General features: G+C 46.6%; 22 protein-coding genes and 1 riboswitch. Of the genes, 15 read left to right on the top strand and 7 right to left on the bottom strand.

What is annotated here, in order from left to right; translation table 11 throughout:
- Positions 1 to 21: 21 nt before the first annotated feature.
- Positions 22 to 1494: a cyclic nucleotide-binding domain-containing protein gene (locus tag NDI34_RS04395; protein ID WP_348231969.1), complete on the bottom strand. Its 1473-nt coding sequence runs from the start codon at positions 1492 to 1494 to the stop codon at positions 22 to 24.
- A gap of 344 nt (positions 1495 to 1838) precedes the next feature.
- On the opposite strand from NDI34_RS04395, the gene NDI34_RS04390 reads away from it, so the two are divergent.
- The 3 genes from NDI34_RS04390 to NDI34_RS04380 all read left to right on the top strand — a co-directional run bounded on the left by NDI34_RS04390 (position 1839) and on the right by NDI34_RS04380 (position 4698).
- Complete coding sequence (locus NDI34_RS04390) at positions 1839 to 2540, top strand: SDR family oxidoreductase (RefSeq protein WP_190678345.1); 702 nt, start codon at positions 1839 to 1841, stop codon at positions 2538 to 2540.
- Positions 2541 to 2765: 225 nt separating this feature from the next.
- The gene (gene hppD, locus NDI34_RS04385) at positions 2766 to 3890 is read left to right on the top strand and encodes a 4-hydroxyphenylpyruvate dioxygenase (RefSeq protein WP_348231968.1); all 1125 of its coding nucleotides are present in this window, start codon (positions 2766 to 2768) and stop codon (positions 3888 to 3890) included.
- Positions 3891 to 3969: 79 nt separating this feature from the next.
- Positions 3970 to 4698 (top strand): HAD family hydrolase, encoded by a 729-nt coding sequence (locus NDI34_RS04380; protein ID WP_190985563.1) that lies wholly within the window; start codon positions 3970 to 3972, stop codon positions 4696 to 4698.
- Positions 4699 to 4732: 34 nt separating this feature from the next.
- Here the strand turns inward: NDI34_RS04380 and NDI34_RS04375 are convergent, their stop codons facing one another.
- Together NDI34_RS04375 and NDI34_RS04370 are read right to left on the bottom strand one after the other, a co-directional pair.
- Positions 4733 to 5356: a CPP1-like family protein gene (locus NDI34_RS04375; RefSeq protein ID WP_190411412.1), complete on the bottom strand. Its 624-nt coding sequence runs from the start codon at positions 5354 to 5356 to the stop codon at positions 4733 to 4735.
- A gap of 464 nt (positions 5357 to 5820) precedes the next feature.
- Positions 5821 to 6102, bottom strand: a complete 282-nt coding sequence (locus NDI34_RS04370) for a hypothetical protein (protein ID WP_190426037.1) — start codon at positions 6100 to 6102, stop codon at positions 5821 to 5823.
- Positions 6103 to 6125: 23 nt separating this feature from the next.
- Here NDI34_RS04370 and NDI34_RS04365 point away from each other — a divergent pair, with 23 nt between their 5' ends.
- Both NDI34_RS04365 and modA read left to right on the top strand, forming a co-directional pair.
- On the top strand, positions 6126 to 6860 hold the full coding sequence (locus NDI34_RS04365; protein ID WP_190411414.1) for a response regulator transcription factor: 735 nt from the start codon (positions 6126 to 6128) through the stop codon (positions 6858 to 6860).
- 74 nt (positions 6861 to 6934) lie between these two features.
- The gene (gene modA / locus NDI34_RS04360) at positions 6935 to 7777 is read left to right on the top strand and encodes a molybdate ABC transporter substrate-binding protein (protein WP_348231967.1); all 843 of its coding nucleotides are present in this window, start codon (positions 6935 to 6937) and stop codon (positions 7775 to 7777) included.
- Positions 7778 to 7973: 196 nt separating this feature from the next.
- Here modA and NDI34_RS04355 read toward each other — a convergent pair whose 3' ends face one another.
- Positions 7974 to 8246: a TatA/E family twin arginine-targeting protein translocase gene (locus NDI34_RS04355; RefSeq protein WP_190411416.1), complete on the bottom strand. Its 273-nt coding sequence runs from the start codon at positions 8244 to 8246 to the stop codon at positions 7974 to 7976.
- 132 nt (positions 8247 to 8378) lie between these two features.
- Positions 8379 to 8582 (bottom strand): photosystem II reaction center protein PsbH, encoded by a 204-nt coding sequence (gene psbH, locus NDI34_RS04350; RefSeq protein WP_190411417.1) that lies wholly within the window; start codon positions 8580 to 8582, stop codon positions 8379 to 8381.
- An 83-nt stretch (positions 8583 to 8665) separates the two neighbouring features.
- On the opposite strand from psbH, the gene psbN reads away from it, so the two are divergent.
- The 10 genes from psbN (at position 8666) to NDI34_RS04300 (ending at position 16139) form a co-directional block, all read left to right on the top strand.
- Complete coding sequence (psbN, locus tag NDI34_RS04345) at positions 8666 to 8797, top strand: photosystem II reaction center protein PsbN (RefSeq protein ID WP_190411418.1); 132 nt, start codon at positions 8666 to 8668, stop codon at positions 8795 to 8797.
- Complete coding sequence (locus tag NDI34_RS04340) at positions 8778 to 9017, top strand: hypothetical protein (protein WP_348231966.1); 240 nt, start codon at positions 8778 to 8780, stop codon at positions 9015 to 9017. The genes psbN and NDI34_RS04340 overlap by 20 nt, the downstream gene beginning before the upstream one ends.
- Before the next feature lie 149 nt (positions 9018 to 9166).
- Positions 9167 to 9300: riboswitch (guanidine-I (ykkC/yxkD leader) on the top strand.
- 116 nt (positions 9301 to 9416) lie between these two features.
- On the top strand, positions 9417 to 10610 hold the full coding sequence (gene speB / locus NDI34_RS04335; RefSeq protein WP_190822435.1) for an agmatinase: 1194 nt from the start codon (positions 9417 to 9419) through the stop codon (positions 10608 to 10610).
- A gap of 3 nt (positions 10611 to 10613) precedes the next feature.
- On the top strand, positions 10614 to 11000 hold the full coding sequence (gene hypA, locus NDI34_RS04330) for a hydrogenase maturation nickel metallochaperone HypA (RefSeq protein WP_199299643.1): 387 nt from the start codon (positions 10614 to 10616) through the stop codon (positions 10998 to 11000).
- Positions 10984 to 11694 carry a hydrogenase nickel incorporation protein HypB gene (gene hypB, locus NDI34_RS04325; RefSeq protein ID WP_348231965.1) on the top strand — a complete coding sequence of 237 codons (711 nt, stop codon included), beginning with the start codon at positions 10984 to 10986 and terminating at the stop codon, positions 11692 to 11694. The genes hypA and hypB overlap by 17 nt, the downstream gene beginning before the upstream one ends.
- A gap of 28 nt (positions 11695 to 11722) precedes the next feature.
- Positions 11723 to 12742, top strand: a complete 1020-nt coding sequence (locus NDI34_RS04320) for an ABC transporter substrate-binding protein (RefSeq protein ID WP_348231964.1) — start codon at positions 11723 to 11725, stop codon at positions 12740 to 12742.
- Positions 12739 to 13587 (top strand): ABC transporter permease, encoded by an 849-nt coding sequence (locus tag NDI34_RS04315; protein ID WP_190411422.1) that lies wholly within the window; start codon positions 12739 to 12741, stop codon positions 13585 to 13587. Before NDI34_RS04320 ends, NDI34_RS04315 begins: the two co-directional genes overlap by 4 nt.
- 106 nt (positions 13588 to 13693) lie before the next feature.
- Positions 13694 to 14497, top strand: coding sequence for an ABC transporter ATP-binding protein (locus NDI34_RS04310; RefSeq protein WP_348231963.1), 804 nt, complete (start codon positions 13694 to 13696; stop codon positions 14495 to 14497).
- Positions 14498 to 14833: 336 nt separating this feature from the next.
- A complete protein-coding gene (locus NDI34_RS04305; protein ID WP_348231962.1) occupies positions 14834 to 15613 on the top strand; it encodes a cysteine hydrolase family protein in 780 nt (259 codons plus the stop codon).
- A gap of 70 nt (positions 15614 to 15683) precedes the next feature.
- Positions 15684 to 16139: a cupin domain-containing protein gene (locus tag NDI34_RS04300; protein ID WP_190411425.1), complete on the top strand. Its 456-nt coding sequence runs from the start codon at positions 15684 to 15686 to the stop codon at positions 16137 to 16139.
- 219 nt (positions 16140 to 16358) lie between these two features.
- On the opposite strand, the gene NDI34_RS04295 is transcribed toward NDI34_RS04300, so the two are convergent.
- Positions 16359 to 17195, bottom strand: a complete 837-nt coding sequence (locus tag NDI34_RS04295; protein WP_348231961.1) for a sulfite exporter TauE/SafE family protein — start codon at positions 17193 to 17195, stop codon at positions 16359 to 16361.
- Between the two features lie 76 nt (positions 17196 to 17271).
- Positions 17272 to 18441, bottom strand: coding sequence for an FAD-binding oxidoreductase (locus tag NDI34_RS04290; RefSeq protein ID WP_348231992.1), 1170 nt, complete (start codon positions 18439 to 18441; stop codon positions 17272 to 17274).
- Positions 18442 to 18567: the final 126 nt, after the last annotated feature.

Raw genomic sequence — 18567 nt, 5'->3', positions numbered from 1 at the left:
TTATATTAAACAAATTAATTCTTAGATGCCAAAAAGGCTTTGAATTCGTTGACGGATTCGGATTAAAGGAGTCTGTTCGGAGACTTCTTCTGTCAGTATTCCCAAATCTCGTAACGCCTGTTGCCGTTCTGATAACTTTTGGGCAATCTGATCGGCTAACTCCTGATGCGTGACTAAAAGCTTCTGTAAGTCGTTGCGGTCTACGACAAACAAAATGGAATCTTCCAAAGTGCGAACTGTTGCTGAGCGAGGAGTTCCTAGCAACAAAGAAATTTCTCCAAAAAATTCCCCTTTGTGAAGCGTTGCAATATATTTCTCTGCTTTTTGAGAAAAGACTTCTACAGAGCCAGTCAGAATAATATAAAATGAATCGCCAGGGTCATTTTCTTGACAAACAGCCTGTCCGTTTGGATACAGTTGTCGATATCCGTACTCAATCAATTGACGCAGTTCTAAATCCGTACACGACTCAAAGAAAGTGACTCTCCGCAACAAATCGCGCAGCGTCCAATTATCGGGGGATTTGGGAAGAACTTTGGGGTTGGGTGTGATAGTACTATTGTGCGAATTGACTTTGCCATTAGGAACATCTGTCGCGCTGGTTTTATGAAACCGATGCGTTATTTCTTCTAAATTGCGAATGTGGATATCCCTCTGGGGAAAAGGAATCTCGATTCCCCGGTCGCGAAATTCATTCTCAATCGCAAAGTTTAAAGAACTTTTGATGGGATCGCTACCCTGCGGTCGATCGATCCAAACTAATAGCTCAAAATTTAAAGAACTTTCCCCAAAATTTTTAAACCAAACTTTAGGAGCAGGAGAAGATAAAACGCCTGGTTCCATTCGAGCAGCCGCTAAAAGTGCTTCTGTGACTAAGATGGGTTCGCTCCCATAGGCAACTCCAATCGGGATATGGATGCGACACTTGGGGTCTTTATAAGTCCAGTTAATAATATGGTTTTCTACAAATCGAACATTGGGAACGATGACAAAAACGCCATCCAGTGTCCGAACAATCGTAGAACGAATAGAAATATTTTCTACAGTTCCTAACAGACCGTCAACTTCAATAAAATCTCCGGCTCTAATCGGTTGTTCAAAAAGTAGCGTCAATCCGCTGATAAAGTTGCTGGATAAATTCTGTAATCCGAAGCCCAACCCAATTCCAATCACTCCAGCGAATATCGTTAGAGAACTCAGGTTGATGCCTGCTGTTTGCAGGACAATCATAAATCCGAAACCGGCTAAAAGGTAGCCGATGACCGCTGCGATCGCTTCTCGCGTTCCTCGATCCAATTTCACCCGCACCAGAATTTTCCGCTTAATCCACTCGCTGGTAGCGCGAGAAGCAATAAAGACAGCGATCGCTAACAAAATCAGTTGGACAATCGAACCGAGAGAAAGACGGGTGTTGCCGATTTCAAAAACCGGAGTTGTAAATAGCTGGGATAAGCCAGCAAATATTTCCCCGGTCTCTTTGACTATCCAATCCATGATTCACTCAACCTGAAGCAGGAACTCTCACGCACTTTGTCCATCACAGCCTCGATTTTTACGAAATGTCAAGGTTTTACCTGGGAAGTCTGCTCATTTTCGCGGTTTCTGCTTTGAGAGGCTCTACGAGGAAATGCCTACTGGATGGGCTGCTGCTGCGCTTAGGTGCTACTACGGTGTTCCCACCCTCTTCCTAGAGTTTCTCGGTGATGGCGGCAAGCAAGAGCCTCCTGAGAGCGTTCTTAGGCGAGGTCTCCTCACCTTGGAAACGAGAAATCACTGGTTTGAGCAGAATGAATCGCGGTCAGTATGATGGGAGAGGATGTAAAGAAATGTAAAGGAATATGCAAGATAAAGTCGTTGTCATCGTTGGTGCTACCGGCGGCATTGGTTCTGTCTTAACTCGCAAACTAGCACCGATGGGGGCGCGGTTGGTACTAGCGGCAAGAGATAGCAGTCGGTTGGAAAACTTGGCATCTGGACTCCCTCAAGTCTTAACCGTACCGACAGATATTACTAAACCGCAGCAAGTGGAGACGCTAATGGAAAAAGCGATCGCCCACTTTGGTCAAATTGATGTTTTAGTCAATGCGGCGGGCGCTGGCGTCATGAAGCAGTACAACCAGTTAGAACCCGCAGATTTAGACGCCATGCTCGACGTGAACTTAAAAGGCAGCTTCTACACCTGTCAGGCAGCTGCGGAGGCGATGAAGGAGCAGAAAAGCGGTCATATCTGCAATGTGGTGGGGATTCTGGGCAAGCACTCAATGGCGATGGCATCGGCTTACTGTGCCTCCAAGTTTGGCGTCGTCGGTTTCAGCAAGTGTATGGCAGATGAGCTGAAGCGCTTCGGCATCAAGTTCACCCTGTTCTATTTTGGCGGCGTTGATTCTCCTTTTTGGGACAATGTCAGCCTAAAAGTCGATCGAAAAAAGATGCTTAGCCCTGAAACTGCTGCTGATGCAATTCTGTTCGCGCTCAGCGCCGATCCGCAAGCGGTGCCGATGGAAATTAATATTCAACCAGAAAGCCACCTGTTTTTCTAAATCGTCATTGCGAACTGAGTACACCACGGATAAAATTTGCTGTTTTTTTACTGACTCTGTGCTGCTTTGCCATCTCCCACTCGGTTCTCAACAGGGCAGGGAAACCTAATGCCTAAAGCACTCAGCGCTTTATCAAAGGAGGGATTCTTTCTCAAGAATGACCTGTAAATGCCAGGAAGAGGGCAAAATTTACACTCAGGTAGAGCTGCTCAGACTGGATAAACCATGAAAATTGACCACGTTCACTTCTATGTTGAAGATGCCAAAGCGTCGCGCGACTGGTTTGTGCTACTGCTAGGGTTTCAAGCAGTAGCCGCTGAGGTAAGCAACCACACTCGCACGGAAGTGGTCAAAAGCGGCTCAGTTTATTTTTTGCTGTCTTCACCCCTGACATCGGCGAGTCCCGTTGCTCAGTTTCTGCACCAACATCCTCCTGGCGTTGCTGACATCGCTTTTAGCGTTCCAGACGTGGAAGAGGTGATGACGAAGGCGGTCAATGGAGGCGCTAAGGTGTTGCAACCCATCCAAGAACAGCAACAGGGTAAGGTCTTTCTGAAGTGGGGCAAGATTGCCGCTTGGGGTTCTTTGAGCCATACCTTGATAGAAAGGCAGCCTAGGTTTGTTGAGCGCCAAGATAGAGGTTTTATTTGCACTTTTCCCCACCTTGACTGGGATGGCGGAAAAGTCTTATGGGATGATGATTCCGAGCGGTTAGATGGCAGGAGCAACACCGGCTTCGCGTTTGGCGGCATCGATCATGTCGTGCTGAATGTGGCGGCTGGGGACTTGGATCGGGCAGTTGCTTGGTATGAAAAGACGCTAGCGTTTATACCGCAGCAGTCGTTTGCGATTCAAACCGAGCGTTCGGGACTGCACAGTAAGGTGATGCTTCATCCGGATGGTTGGGTCAAGTTACCGATTAATCAACCCGCATCTGCAAATTCCCAAATTCAGGAATTTTTGGAGGTGAATCGGGGACCAGGAGTTCAGCATATTGCTTTGCAAACGCCCAATATTGTGGATGCGATCGCTTACCTGCGTCAACGCGGTCTACCCTTTCTGCAAGTTCCCCGCACCTACTACACGCAACTACTTCACCGGCAAGGACTTCAGCTATCAGAGGCTGAAATTCAGGAAATCGCGGCGCAACAAATTTTGGTGGATTGGGAGGAAAACTCTCCCGAAGCGTTGCTACTGCAAATCTTCACTCAACCGATTTTTGAGCAACCTACTTTCTTCTTTGAGTTAATTGAGCGTCGCTTACAGGCACGGGGTTTTGGGGAAGGCAACTTTCGCGCTCTTTTTGAAGCGATTGAACGAGAGCAGATGAAGCGGGGTAGCCTGTATTGAGGAACCTATCGGCAGGCAGGTAAAAAGGGGGTAATTTGTGATTAATCTTAGTCATATAGATTAACCCCTGCGTCTAAAAATGTTAAGAATTATCAGTGACTTCGACGGCCCAATTATGGACGTTTCGGAGCGATATTACCAAGTTTACCAGTTTTGTTTGGAACAGACGCGGCGGGAAGACCAGTCAGTTCGTCAGATGTCTAAGGAGGAGTTTTGGGGTTTGAAGCGATCGCGCGTCCCAGAACGACAAATCGGCATCCTTTCCGGTCTCGATGAAGAGCAAGCCCAAGCATTTGCGGCACTGCGGCGTCAAACCGTGCATACCATGCCCTATCTAGTTTATGACGCCCTGGCACCCGGAGCCGTTGACGCCCTGGAAAAAGTACAGCAAGCAGGCGTCGATTTGGTCGTACTAACCATGCGCCGTCAACGAGAGTTAGATTACGCTTTCGGTCGTTACGACTTAGCGCGATTTTTCCCAGAGAATCGGTGCTACCACCTAGCGAACGACTACGTGAAGACTCGTGACATCGACGACAAACCGCTGCTGATGGAACGCGCGATCGCGGAACTTCCTCCCGCCTCTGAGGTGTGGATGATCGGGGATACCGAGGCTGATATAATTGCCGCAAAAAACCACGGCGTTAAGGTCATCGGGGTTTTGTGCGGGATACGCGATCGCGCTCAGCTTGAGCAATACCAGCCAGACTTGATCGTAAACAACCTTGGTGAAGCCGTAGATTTCGTGTTGAGTCAGCCGCTGCCTGAAGAATTAAACATAAAAAATGAAAAATTAAAAATTCTCTAATTAACTCTTAATTTTTCATGTTTAATTCTTAGCTTTAGCGCAGAAAGCTACTAACCAGCCAGAGAATAATAAACGTCACCACCGTGACGAATTTATCTGGCGTCAATCCGATATTGGAAATTTGCGTCATCAGCACATTATCGAGCAGCGTTCCCAATCCAATTCCAACGAACAACCCCAGCAGCGTCAGCAGGAAAGCGCGACCAAATTTCCGCTCTTTGCGATTGACCAAAAATAAAGTTAATCCAGCCCCTAACGCCATATTCAATGGCAGCATCGAATCATTGGTGCCTGGATAGGCTGTAATGGCGCTCAATGCCAAGAACAAACCGCTAGGCCACGCCACCTCCTGTAAGCTGGGCGTATCAATCAGATTTTGCAACCAAGCTGGGGAACGGTTGACCGGCACAGGAGTAAAAGTGGGAGGAGGCGCGATCGCCCGCTCTGGGAACCGAATCCGTTCCGGAACCTTAATTTTTCCCTCTTGGCGCATCCTCAGACGTTCCATTAAAATCGCATCGTAGGCCGTCTCCATCGCTTCCAGAAGCTCCTTCTCGCCATGATGCTCTTGAAGAAGGCGCTTGCGGGTCTCCTGAATTTCCTCAAAAGTTGCGTCTTCTGACAGTCCAAGCTTTTCGTAGGGATTTTGCTCGCTCATCCAAAACCTCCCAGAGATCTATTATTTTTAGCAGTCTTCATCGACTCAATCGTTTCTGGCAATCTAGCTCCCTATCTACACTGCCAGTTCCTCAGGCTAGAAGAAAGTATCGTTAGCCAGCCGTTCTAACCTATGTAACCTAAAACTCCCTAATTCCCGTTGCGAAAAGAAGATCTCCGACCCCATGAGAGCGCGATTGGAATACTTTCACGCTGATTGGAGAAGGTGCTACGGCTCTTGAAGGATGGAATGCTCATAAATTACTACATTTGGCAAAGTATCTATACATTTCCCGTGAAGTTTTGTCATACTGGTTTTTTGTTCAAAGCCGTTCAAGTCCTTGAAATCACTGCCTAATCGCAGTTGACCCTTAGCCTTGAGTGCCTACATTCATCCTATCCTCCAAGTTAGTTTAGCTTGATCCTTGAACACAAGCGCTTCTCTCGAAAGACACTTTTATTCGTTTACCAGCTAACCGTCAGATGATTTATCCGGATTCGCTCGGCAAATTTAATTTTTTTAGACAAAAAAGACTTACAACAAACCGCCAGACTGCCCATCGTGGAGACTTGACGATTACGAGATATTTTCACTAACTGGGGAGAGCGACGATAATTGTCTAAAATGCTCATTACGTCATTAAGCTTGGGAATATTAATAAGGTAAGGAAGCGATTTTTCGCCTTCCAAAGCGCTTATTTCCCCGACTCGACCTGTTTGCTTAAAATACCGCTGTCCGTTAATCATAATCCAGTTCTTAGTGGAAAGTTATGGTCCTGGCTTCCGCAACTCACAAGATTCTTGTCGTGGATGACGATCCGGCCATCCGGAATCTCATCTATCGCTTCTTAAGTCAGCAAAATTATCAAATGGAGTCTGCTGAAGACGGCAAGACCGCCCGCGCCGTGTTTGATCAATTCAACCCAAACCTGGTGATTCTGGACGTGAATTTGCCTGACGCGAATGGCTATCAACTCTGCAAAGAATTGCAAAGCCGCACCGACGTATTAGTACTGCTGCTAACGAGTCGCGCCGACGAAAACGATAAAATCCACGGCTTCTCCCAGGGTGCGGATGACTACATTACCAAGCCTTTTAGCTTGGGAGAATTAGGCGTCCGCGTCGGGGCGCTTTTAAAGCGCCATCGACCCCTGAAAGTCGCCGAACAGCAACGCCTCATCTTTGACAAACTAGTGATCGATCCAGTGCGTCGAGAGGTGAATCTAAGCGACCAACCAGTACCTCTGACCGCCTTAGAATTTAATTTGTTGCATTTCTTGGCGAGTCATCCCGGTCGAGTTTGGCGTCGAGCCGAGTTAATCAAGGAAGTTTGGGCTTCTGACTACATTGGAGACCCACGGGTTGTTGACGTTCATATCGGGCAGATTCGCAAGAAGATAGAAATCGATTCTACTCAGCCTGAGTTAATTCAAACGGTTCGGGGCGTCGGTTACAAATTTGAAGTTCCGGGTAAACCCGAACTCAATGGCAAAGCGGAGCGCTGAAACGAATGGTTCAAGAACATCAAAGCCTAAAATCATAGTTTTTGCTAGGGAAAAAACGCTTGAGTTCTTTTTTGATGCCACGCAAGTGTCCGGAGAATGCCAATCGGTTCGCTATCCTACCCCCTCTCATCCTGCTAAGTCTGGTTATGAGTCTTCTGCTGGGGGCTTGCAGTGCCCCAGCTATTTCCCCAAAGGCATCTGAATCTACATCTACCACGCTGACTGTTGCTGCTGCTGCTTCGTTGAGCGAAGCTTTTACAGAGATTGCCACATCCTTTCAAGCTCAGCTTCCTACCTTTACCGTTAACTTTAATTTTGCCGCTTCTGGTTTCTTGCAAAAGCAAATCGAACGGGGTGCCCCCATTGATGTATTCGCGAGTGCAGCAGCTCGACCGATAGATGCTTTAGAAACGCAGAATTTGTTGCTTCCCCAAACTCGCAAGACGTTTGCTCGTAATCAATTAGTCCTGGTGGCAACTACTGCTCAAACCCCTTGGCTGAAGAAACTATCTGACTTAAGGGATAGTCGTCTGAAACGTTTAGCAATCGGTAATCCAGCTACCGTGCCAGCGGGAGAGTACGCAAAAATGGCTCTGGAAAAAGAAAATCTTTATACCAAACTGGAAAAAGAAAAAAAGTTAGTCTTTGGTGACAATGTGCGTCAAGTTTTGACTTATGTGGAGCAGGGAAATGTTGACGCCGCCCTTGTCTATGCAACGGATGCGGCGATATCGAAGAAAGTGAAGGCGATCGCCCGAATTTCCCTTGAATCAACTCGACCTATCAGCTATTGGATAGCGGTTGTCAAGCAAAGTCAAAATTCTCAGCAGGCAAAAGAATTCATCGACTTTGTTACTAGTAACAGAGGGCAGCAGATATTGCAGAAATATGGCTTTCTACCAGTCGCTGACAATTAGCGTCTACCCCCTTTCCTGTTCTATAGCAATTCTCTATTGGATCCACTACGGTTTAACCCCACTCCTGCACTCTCCCAGCGAACGGGGAGGGGTTCGATATTCACCCTCTCGGTTCATAAAAGGGGGTTGGGGGTGAGGTTCCTGTATATTCCACTAAGAGTGAGAATCGCTAGCGTGGCAACGAGAATTGCCAGTTTTAGCTGTGTTGCGATGAGCTAGTTGCGGGATTCTCTGACTTTCCGTTTGCTACTTTCTCTGAGTCAGCCTGGGGAAGTGTCTTGACAGCTTGTTCTATCTGCTCTGCTTCCTGCTTGAACTCAGTTTCAAATTCTCTGGATGCTTCCTGGAAGCCGCGAATTGCCTTGCCCATACTGCGACCAATTTCTGGCAACTTTTTGGGACCAAAAATCAAAAGAGCCACAACCATAATCAGCGCCATTTCCGGCAGACCGATGCCAAAGATATTCATAGGATTTTTCGTGCAAAAGGTTAACTTTAGTATAGAACCGACAAAAAAACCCGGTCTAGCCGGGAAAGCATCAGTGTTTTTTAATCGTGGCGTTATGTAAAGCCCAAGGACTTCCCGCCCGATCGCAGTCGATTAACGCCCTAGGCTTTTCCAATCGACATCAACACCCTCAACGAGGAGTGAGGAATTGTAAAGTTGCAGAATAATCAGTAAAAAGACCAAAAATAGCACCATAAAGACGCCCATCAATGGCGTAGTGCCCCACCCCGGAGATACTTTCCCATATTCAGAGTTAAGGGGTTTGAGGACATCTCCTAACCAAGTCCGTTGTGCCATAGCTTTCCTAGGATCAATCTCGACAGAAGTTTTTAACGTTTTGTAATATTGTATAGGAACTGCTCTCATAAATTATCTCACCTATGGAACCCGCAACAGTTCTTAGCATTTCTATCGCTACCTTTCTCGTCGCTATCACTGGTTTCACCATCTACACTGCGTTCGGACCTCCTTCTAAGGAATTGAGCGATCCGTTTGAAGATCACGAAGACTAAAGCTTTCCGACGACTGACCCGTGTAGGGCGATCCAGTGTAGGGCGATCGCTCTTAGGGGTAAGCGTAGCTACACAAGATTGTCCTAATTGGGCGCTGATGATGCGCCAAACCTGGTGTCGTTTTCATCCAGGTTTGGCTGTGGCGTCCAGTACAGATTTGAGCCTTCTGGGTGGCGACCCGGCTGTAGGATGGGATGTTGTTTATCTAGGTAGCGATTAGGTAGCGATCGCTTGACTCTGGATTCCCCCCAGGGGGGAATCCGCCCAATTGTAACTTTGATTACATTCTCCCTTAAAATTTATTGATATCTATACATTTAAGCTTTCAAAGTTCATCCAACAAATATTGATAGCTATCGGGTAAAAAAAATTAATAGCTTCTAGGGTTCCGGTTTAAGTCTCAAGATTTAAACGGCTGGTCCGAGAGAAGCGAATCAGTCATGGAGTGTTTTTAGAAATTGAAACACGGACTGGTTACACGGCGGGAGAAAAGCCCGGGAGGTACATAGCAGAAGCTTATCTGTTATGGCTTACCCGGGCTATTGTTTTTGCAAGTCTTCTTTGACTTGGGAGAAAAAATAGAGCTTTTAGACTGACGAAACATCCCATTTTTCCAAACATGACTGACATAAATTCTCAAAACTCGAATTCGGATTTTCAGCCGCCGTCTACTGAAGCGAGTCGCGCCTTAGAGAAAGAAACCCATCTGCCAATGACAGGCTGGCAACAGGAGGTTGCAAAAGGGTTAGAGTTTGGATTAGAGGCAGCAGAAAGTATACGCGATCGCTCTATTTCCACCTTCTCTCGCGGCGAACTTCCCCATTACGCAGGCATTAACACCTTCCTGAAAGCACCTTATATAGAAGATGTGCGAAAAGTCGGTGAATACGATGTTGCAATTGTAGGCGTACCGCATGATTCTGGCACCACCTACCGGCCTGGAACCCGGTTTGGACCCCAAGGAATTCGGCGGATTTCGGCTTTGTATACGCCCTATAACTTTGAATTAGGCGTCGATTTGCGAGAGCAAATAACTCTGTGTGATGTTGGAGATATTTTCACAATTCCGGGAAATAACGAAAAGTCATTTGACCAAATTTCTAAAGGAATTGCTCATATCTTTAGTTCTGGTGCTTTCCCAATAATTTTGGGAGGCGATCATTCAATTGGCTATCCCACAGTGCGCGGAGTTTGTCGCCACTTAGGGGATAAAAAAATGGGGATTATTCACTTCGATCGCCACGTCGATACCCAGGAAACAGACCTTGATGAGCGCATGCACACCTGCCCTTGGTTCCATGCCACAAACATCAAGAATGCCAATCCAAAAAACCTCGTGCAATTAGGAATCGGCGGCTGGCAAGTGCCGCGTCAAGGTGTAAAAGTCTGTCGAGAACGAGCCACAAATATTCTGACGGTTACAGACATCACAGAAATGGGTTTGGATGCAGCAGTAAACTTCGCTCTAGAAAGGGCTTTAGACGGAACCGACTGCGTTTATATCAGCTTTGATATTGACTGCATTGATGCCGGTTTTGTCCCAGGAACGGGTTGGCCTGAACCGGGCGGATTATTGCCCCGCGAGGCTCTTTATATGCTGGGCAAAATTGTTCAGAAAGCACCCGTTTGTGGACTTGAGGTGGTGGAAGTGTCGCCCCCTTACGACATCAGCGACATGACATCTTTGATGGCAACTCGAGTGATTTGCGACACGATGGCGCATTTAGTGCTGTCAGGACAGTTACCTCGAAAAGAAAAAGCCGCATACATTCACCCCTACGCCCAACCAGAATTAGTTGCAGAGTGGAGTTGAGCCTTGCACGAAACTGACATGACAAAGGCGCTCATTTTCACAGTAAAAGACTGGTGGGAATCCCAGACTGAGCGCCCCCAGATTACCCAGATTCACTTAATTGTTGGTAAGTTCACTTGTGTCGAACCTGTCAGTCTAAAATTTGCTTTTGAAGTACAGACTGGCAACACCTTTTTAGAAGGGGTAGAACTGGTAATTCAGGAAACACCGCTGATTGCCTTTTGTCACCGCTGCCAACAAGAATATGCACCCCAAGTTGGATTGCAATACGGCTGCCCTGAGTGTGACTCACCGATGGAGGATATTCGCTCAGGTAGAGAACTAAAAATTGACCGAATTGAGTATAGTTTTGACGAAGTACAGAAAAACGCTTATGCATCAAACATTTGACGCTGCATTAGGAATTAACTTGCTCCATGCTAATCAGAAAGGAGCCGATCATAATCGGGCGCATTTCGATAAGTGGGGGATTACTTGTTTCAATATTATGAGTAGTCCTGGGGCGGGTAAAACGGCACTGTTAGAGCGATCGCTTGCTGTTTTGACAGATGAGTTGAAAATCGCCGTAATCGAAGGGGATATGACGACGGAGTTGGATGCCGACCGTTTGCGTCAATATGGAGTCCCTGTTATTGCAATTAACACGGGGCGTTCCTGCCACTTGGATTCCAAGATGGTAGCTGGGGGAATTCATCAACTAGAACACCAGTACAATCCTGCTGATTTTGATTTAGTGCTGGTTGAAAATGTCGGTAATTTAGTTTGTCCTGCTGAGTTTGAAGTGGGAGAACACATTAAAGTTGCTTTGTTGAGCGTGACTGAAGGAGAAGATAAGCCGCTCAAATATCCGGTGATGTTTCAAGAAGCGGATTGTTTATTAATTACCAAGATCGATTTAGCTCCTTATCTTGATATTGATATTAATCGGATTGCCGCTAACGTCCGTCAGATGAACCCTCATGTCACAATTATTGCGGTTTCTGCCAAGACAGGTGAGGGATTAGAAAATTGGTTTGATTGGGTAAAATCGCAAGTTTTAAATCAACGTTCATCTGCTGCGGCAACAGAAATGCTACCCGCCTAATGAGCCTGCTAGTAAAGAGTGAGACTCAATGAAGACCCGCCAGTTACTTTCTCTATTCTCGGTCTTTTTGCTCAGCCTCGTCATTACGGTTAGTTGTGCTAACCCCCAGCAAACCGCTACATCCTCAAAAACTGAAACAATTCAAATGGGTTTCAGTGTTTGGCCTGGGTGGTTGCCCTGGCAGGTGGCTCAGGAAGAAAAGCTGTTTGACGCGAACAAAGTTAATGTGAATTTGAAGTGGTTCGATGGCTATTTAGATTCCATTAACGCCCTCAATGCTGGTCAGCTCAGCGCGAATACCCAAACCTTGAATGACACGATCAGCTCAGTGGCTGCTGGTTCCGATCAAGTGATTGTATTAGTTAATGACAATTCGACAGGCAACGATAAAATTATTGTTCGGGAAGGTATCAATAGTATTGCCGACCTCAAAGGGAAAAAAATCGCTGCTGAAGAAGGAACCGTCGATCATTTTTTGCTACTTCTCGGACTGAAAAAAGCGGGTTTAACCCAGGCTGATATTACTTTTCAGCCTTTAGAAACCGGCGCAGCCTCAGCTGCTTTTGTTGCGGGTCAAGTGGATGCAGTTGGAGTTTTTGCACCGTTTACCAGCAAGGCATTAGAACGTGCTGGAAGTAAAGAGTTATTCAGTTCTAAGGACTTTCCAGGAGCAATTCCCGATCATTTAACAGTCAGTCGAAAACTGATTACCGAACGTCCTCAAGACGTGCAAGCTTTGGTCAATACTTGGTTCGACACGTTGGCGTTTATCGGCACCAATCCTGACAAAGCTTACGCCACAATGGCAAAACGGGCTGGGGTCACGGTTGATGAATACAAGAAATACGAAGCCGGGACTAAAATCTTTACCATTGAAGATAATTTGAAAGCATTTAGTCCCGGTAATGACATGACCTCTTTGGGTTACGCCGCTCAAGAAATTAGCAAATTTTTAGTTGAGGCTAAGTTAGCTAAACAGGCTCCGAATCTCACCCAAATATTTGACGATCAGTTTATCAAAGCCTACGCGGCAAAGCAAAAATCATGAACCGCTACGCTGAAGATTTGCCGGAAAATAATTCCGCTCGTCCTCGTAAAATGTTATCGCCTAGCGTCTTCTGGCGCATTGGTGAGGAGATTCCTAAAAAATTGGCATGGACTTTAATGGTTCTGTCAATTTGCATCCCGGTTGCTCTTTGGTGGATAGTCTCCAATGCTGGGATAGTCGCACCTTTATTTTTGCCGACTCCCGCTCAAGTTTGGGGCGCTTTTCAGAGGCTTTTAGCAACTGGCGATTTGCAAAAAGATATTGCCTATAGCCTGTTTCGCGTTCTGAGTGGCTTTTCTCTGGCGGCGCTGATTGCAATTCCCTTAGGGATACTGATGGGAACTTTTTCCAGCATTCGAGCGCTGATGGAACCGATTATTGGCATTGTGCGTTATATGCCAGCACCGGCTTTTATTCCCTTACTAATTTTGTATTTTGGTCTGGGAGAAGAACCAAAAATTCTGCTGATTTTTATCGGAACGCTATTTTTTAACACGCTCATGGTGATGGATGCGGTGAAGTTTGTACCTAAAGAGCTATTGGAAACTTCCTACACCTTGGGCGGTCAGCGAAAGCAAGTTTTATTGCAAGTAATTTTTCCCTTTATTCTTCCGAGTATTATCGATGCGGGTCGCGTCAATATGGCAGCTTCTTGGAACTTAGTCATCGTGTCCGAGTTGGTGGCAGCGACAGAAGGCTTGGGTCGCCGTATTAGTGTCGCCCAAAGATTTCTCAAGACCGATGAAATTTTTGCGGGACTGATTGTAATTGGCTTGATTGGTTTGACGATCGACCTTTTGTTTCGATTGTTACTGCGCGTGTCTTGTAAGTGGGCTAATGATTAAGAAAAGAAGTAAGCAGTCATTGGTTTTGAAGGATTCGTTCGGTGCTAGTGACCAATGACGATTAGAGTGGGCAACTCAATCTAAAAACTTAAAATTATCACTCATTATGCATTTGCAAGTTTCTCAACTCCATAAACAATTTCCAATTCGACGCGGTTCGCTCGTTGCTCTCAAAGATATCAATTTGCAGATTGAAGAGGGAGAATGTATCTGTGCGGTAGGTGCTTCGGGTTCTGGTAAGTCAACATTGCTACGGTTGATTGCTGGATTGGATACTCCCACGGCGGGGGAAGTTTTGGTCGATGGGGTGCGCGTGACGGGACCTGGCCCTGACCGGGGAATGGTGTTCCAAAGCTATACGCTATATCCGTGGATGACGGTTGCAGATAACGTGGGATTTGGTTTAAAGCTGCAAGGTGTCTCCTCGATAGAACGACGGCGACGGGTGGCTTATTATCTGGATGTGGTTGGGTTGTCTGGGTTTGCGAAGGCACTTCCGAAAGAACTTTCAGGTGGGATGAAGCAACGGGTCGCGATCGCGCGTGCTTTAGCCTCGCAACCGAAAATTTTACTGATGGATGAACCGTTTGGGGCGTTGGATGTGCAGACGAAAGAAGCGATGCAGCAATTTTTACTGCAAGTCTGGCAACGCACGCGGACAACAATATTTATGATTACTCACGATGTTGAGGAAGCAGTGTTTCTATCTCAACGCATCTATGTGCTGAGTTCGCGTCCAGGTACGGTTAAAGAAGAATTAAGTATAAAACTCCCCACCGATCGCACTTATGACATTAAGTGCAATCCTCTGTTTCAGGATTATAAGGATCGGGTAATGGAACTCCTCCGCGCCGAGGAAGACAAAACTTTACTAAAAAGTAGCTTTCAAGAGTTACCGATGGTGGTTTAAGCAACAAGATCGTTTCATTCTAGTTCCGGAACCCCACCCCAACCCTCCTGAATAAAATTTATTCCTTATCTTCCCTCTGCTGGCGGGGAGATAGAGGGGGGTACGGAGAAGGGGAATTTTGCCTTTTGGGATTAAAAATTATTTCCGATCTTACTCTTGCTGGTGGGGAAGTGAGGAGGTTGTGCAAGTAAGCAGGAACAGGTCAATCGGGTATGCCCAAACCTTCTGTAAGTTTATAACTCGCGCATTTTCCCTTGAAGTTAAGAAATAGAAAAATTTAAGAGTCCTGGGCAGAAAAAGTAGTATTCCTCAAGATTGCCCCCTTGCACTCTCCCTATGAATCGACCCCTCCGTACCTTGGGTGTGCCGCCGAATGCTTGGGCAGTTGATGCGGAAATTGCTGATATCACGCGCCCGCCTTTAAAACCGCAAGTTGTCACCCTAGCCACAGAAACCAAGACGCTACGCCTAGATTTGGCAAAAGCCGCAATTTTGGTGATTGATATGCAGAATGATTTCTGTCATCCCGATGGCTGGCTAGCCCACATTGGCGTAGACGTGACACCCGCCCGAACTCCCATCAATCCGCTTAAAACGCTGTTGCCAGAATTGCGAACGGCAAACGTTCCGGTGATTTGGGTTAACTGGGGAAACCGTCCCGATTTATTGAATATCAGCGCTAGTGTACGCCATGTTTATAATCCCACGGGCGATGGTGTGGGTTTAGGAGATCCACTGCCCGCGAATGGTGCGCCAGTGCTGATGGTGGGCAGTTGGGCGGCGGCGGTGGTGGATGAATTGGAACCAAAACCGGAAGATATCCGCGTCGATAAGTACCGGATGAGCGGTTTTTGGGATACACCTCTCGACAGCATCCTGCGGAACCTGGGAAAAACGACTTTGTTCTTTGCCGGAGTTAATGCAGATCAGTGCGTGATGGCAACGCTGCAAGACGCTAACTTTCTCGGCTATGACTGCATTTTGGTGAAGGATGGTACTGCTACCACATCGCCAGAGTATTGCTGGCAAGCTACTCTTTATAACGTAAAACAGTGTTTTGGTTTCGTGGCAGATTCTCAAGCTATCGTAGAAGCAATTAAGTTGGCTAACCGCTAATGCTAATCGCCAATGGTAACGAACAATTAGCCATTAGCCATATTGCTCTCTTTTAGAGGAGAAATGCCCGATGGACTCGTCCCGTTGCATGATTCCGATCGTCAAGTCTCCCAGAGACTATCAAGCCTTTCGCATCAGTCCTGAGGATAGCAATCGGTTAGCGATTGTCTTCGATCCGGCAAGCGCTAACGTTTCATTAACTTTTTGTGTAGAAATTTTTGATATTGGTGGGAAAACTCCTCCCAATCGTCACCAAATGGCTGTGGAGATGTTTTTTGTCCTCAAGGGGCAAGGGCTAGCGACTTGCGACGGCAAAACCGTCCCGATTTGCCCTGGAGACAGCTTATTAGTACCGCCGACGGGGATTCATAAAATTGAAAATACAGGTTGCGATCGCTTGTATACGCTGTGCTTTATGGTTCCCAACGAGGACTTTGTGGAACTGATTCGCAGCGGCGTCCCCGTCGAGTTGGATGAGGAGGATTTAAGAGTTCTGAATCGTTCAGATGCGCTTGTCGCTTGCTAAAGGTTTAAGAGAAAGAAACGGTTTGTCTGCTTAGTTATTAGTTACGAGTTATTAGTGAAGGCGAGATCCCCGACTTCTCCCAGAAGTCGGGGGTCTGAACCGCTCGTATCTGATAACTAAACCAGGCTCGTTATCAATACAAATAAGTTCAATAAATAGAGAAAGGTAATTATTGTAATTTAAAGTTTCAACTTATCTAAAAACAGTTTTTATATAAGCTTAAATTTTAAAATTGTTATAGTTTTGCCATGCTTGCCAAAAGACATAAATAGATAAAATCCCTAGCAAGGTGCGAAAGGCTAAACTGACGACTTCATCGGGCAATTTGGGTAGAAAGCGCGTGCTTATTTGCGCCCCCAAGAAACCACCACATCCTAAAAGAAGTCCTTCAACTAACAAAACATTGCCTCTGAAAGCGTGTCCGATAGTCGCTGATATAGCTGTAATAACGATGACACCTAAACTGGTTTGAATGGCGACTTTGATGGTTTCTCCTAAAAGTAAAATTTGCAGCGGCACCATAATTACACCGCCACCAACCCCAAATAAACCTGCGAGTATCCCAGCAGCGCTGCCAGTGGCAATTCTGGCAAAATTTGGATTGAAGAAGATGTTTGAATTTTTAGGGATGGTATCGTGGCTACCTGAAGTTTTTAGTTCCTGTTCTTCTTCCTGCTTCTTCTTGATTGTTAGCTGCTTGCGTAGTTCAACTAAGTAAATATTTAAAAGTAGCAATAATCCAAAAGCTGCTAGCAGTAAATAAGGACGGAATTGGGTAGCTAAATAAGCACCAATTTGTGCAGTGACTACAGCAGGAAATCCAATGGCAATCACTCTTTTGAAGCTGAATAACCCCATCCGCCAGTTTTGGACACTGCCAGAAATTGCCGTGATTAAAATTGCTAGGCTACTGGTGCCAACCGCTTGCACGGGTGTGTATTTCAAAGCGACTAATAAGGGGACAAGAACCGTACCGCCGCCAATGCCTAAAAATCCCGCGAGAATTCCGGCAAAGAGTCCAGCGATCGCAAAAATAAATAAACTCGTGGTTGTCATAGTAAAAACGCCTGACGATTGAAGTCGCGGCTATACAAACAAAGCCTGCCTACGCAGACTAATAGGGATTGTATCGCTACAACTGTAGCGGCGATAATTGGGTGAGAACCTCGTCTTCTTGACCTGCTGCCCAACTAGCAAAATGCTTGGCTAAGGATGGCACGAATACCAAGGGATTTGAAAATCCGGAGAAGAGATAAGCACCGTCTACGTTATTGAGTGCCCCAACTAAGGGAAGGCGATCGCTACTAAACGCAACCAAGCAGTGATGCCACTTTCCGGGTAGATTTTCTAGTGTTGGTAAGATTTTCCCCACCGCAGCGCGGAGGTTCGCTTCACTTTGGGCCGCATCAATTTTAGCGTTGGGAGCGGTCAGAACTCGGCTAATTTGACCGATGCGTAAACTGCCATCTTGGAACTGAATCGCACCGGCATCTAGAATCGGTGGAACAGGCTCATAATCGGGTTCATCCCATAAGCGATCGTGTTCAGGGATAGTTGCTTGGGCTTCTAGTTGAAAGCGTTTGATCTCTGCTGGCATCACCGTTGTCTGCAACTGTACATCAATGGGTGGCGTTTCGATGAGTTCGGTATGGGTGAAATACAAGCGGATGGGAATCTCCGCAGCTTTGAGTAGCTGCCGACTCATGGCACCGGCACAAATAACGGTTTTGGCAGCGTGGTAGGTTGCAGTTGCGGTTTTGACTCCCTGAATCTTTGAGCCTGTGCCGAGTAGTTCCACCACCCGATCGATTTGCACCTCACCCCCAGCGCGGCGAAAAGCTTGAGTGTAGCCTTGAGTTAGTTTTTCGGGTTCAATGTGACCGTGACGAACCGTTAAAGCAGCAGCGATCGCATCTGGATTGAGTAGCGGTTCCATCTCGCAAGCTTCTGCAACGCTGAGTAACCGAGGCGGAATTGCAAACTCAGCGTAGTTGGCAGCAACTTTCTCCGGATCGTCATCAGTACCAATGGTCAAAATTAAATCTAATTCGCGGAACTGGGTATCGGTGTCTAATTCCTCAGATAAAATGCGGTGACGCTCAATCCCCTCAGCACATAACTGTCGCGTCAACTCAGTCGTCCCTGACCAGTAGGCAATTCCACCATAACTATAGCGAGTGGCACCTTGCAGTGAGGCGTGTTGCTCTAATAAAAGAACCGAAAAGCCTTTGATTGCCAGTTCGTAAGCCAGCGCCGCGCCTGTAATGCCGCCGCCGACAACAATCCAGTCGTAAGTTTTTATCATTGCCATTGGTCATTCCTGCGTCTAATGACGATTTTTCTTCCCCGCGCACATACGCTCTGTAAAGCTCTGTAACCCTAACGAGCCTTGGTTTTGCCTGATTTCTGGAAATGCTTTTCGTCGATT

Source organism: Trichocoleus sp. DQ-U1, from assembly GCF_039961925.1.
Lineage (GTDB): Bacteria > Cyanobacteriota > Cyanobacteriia > Cyanobacteriales > FACHB-T130 > FACHB-T130.
This window is presented reverse-complemented; position numbering and strand designations above follow the sequence as displayed.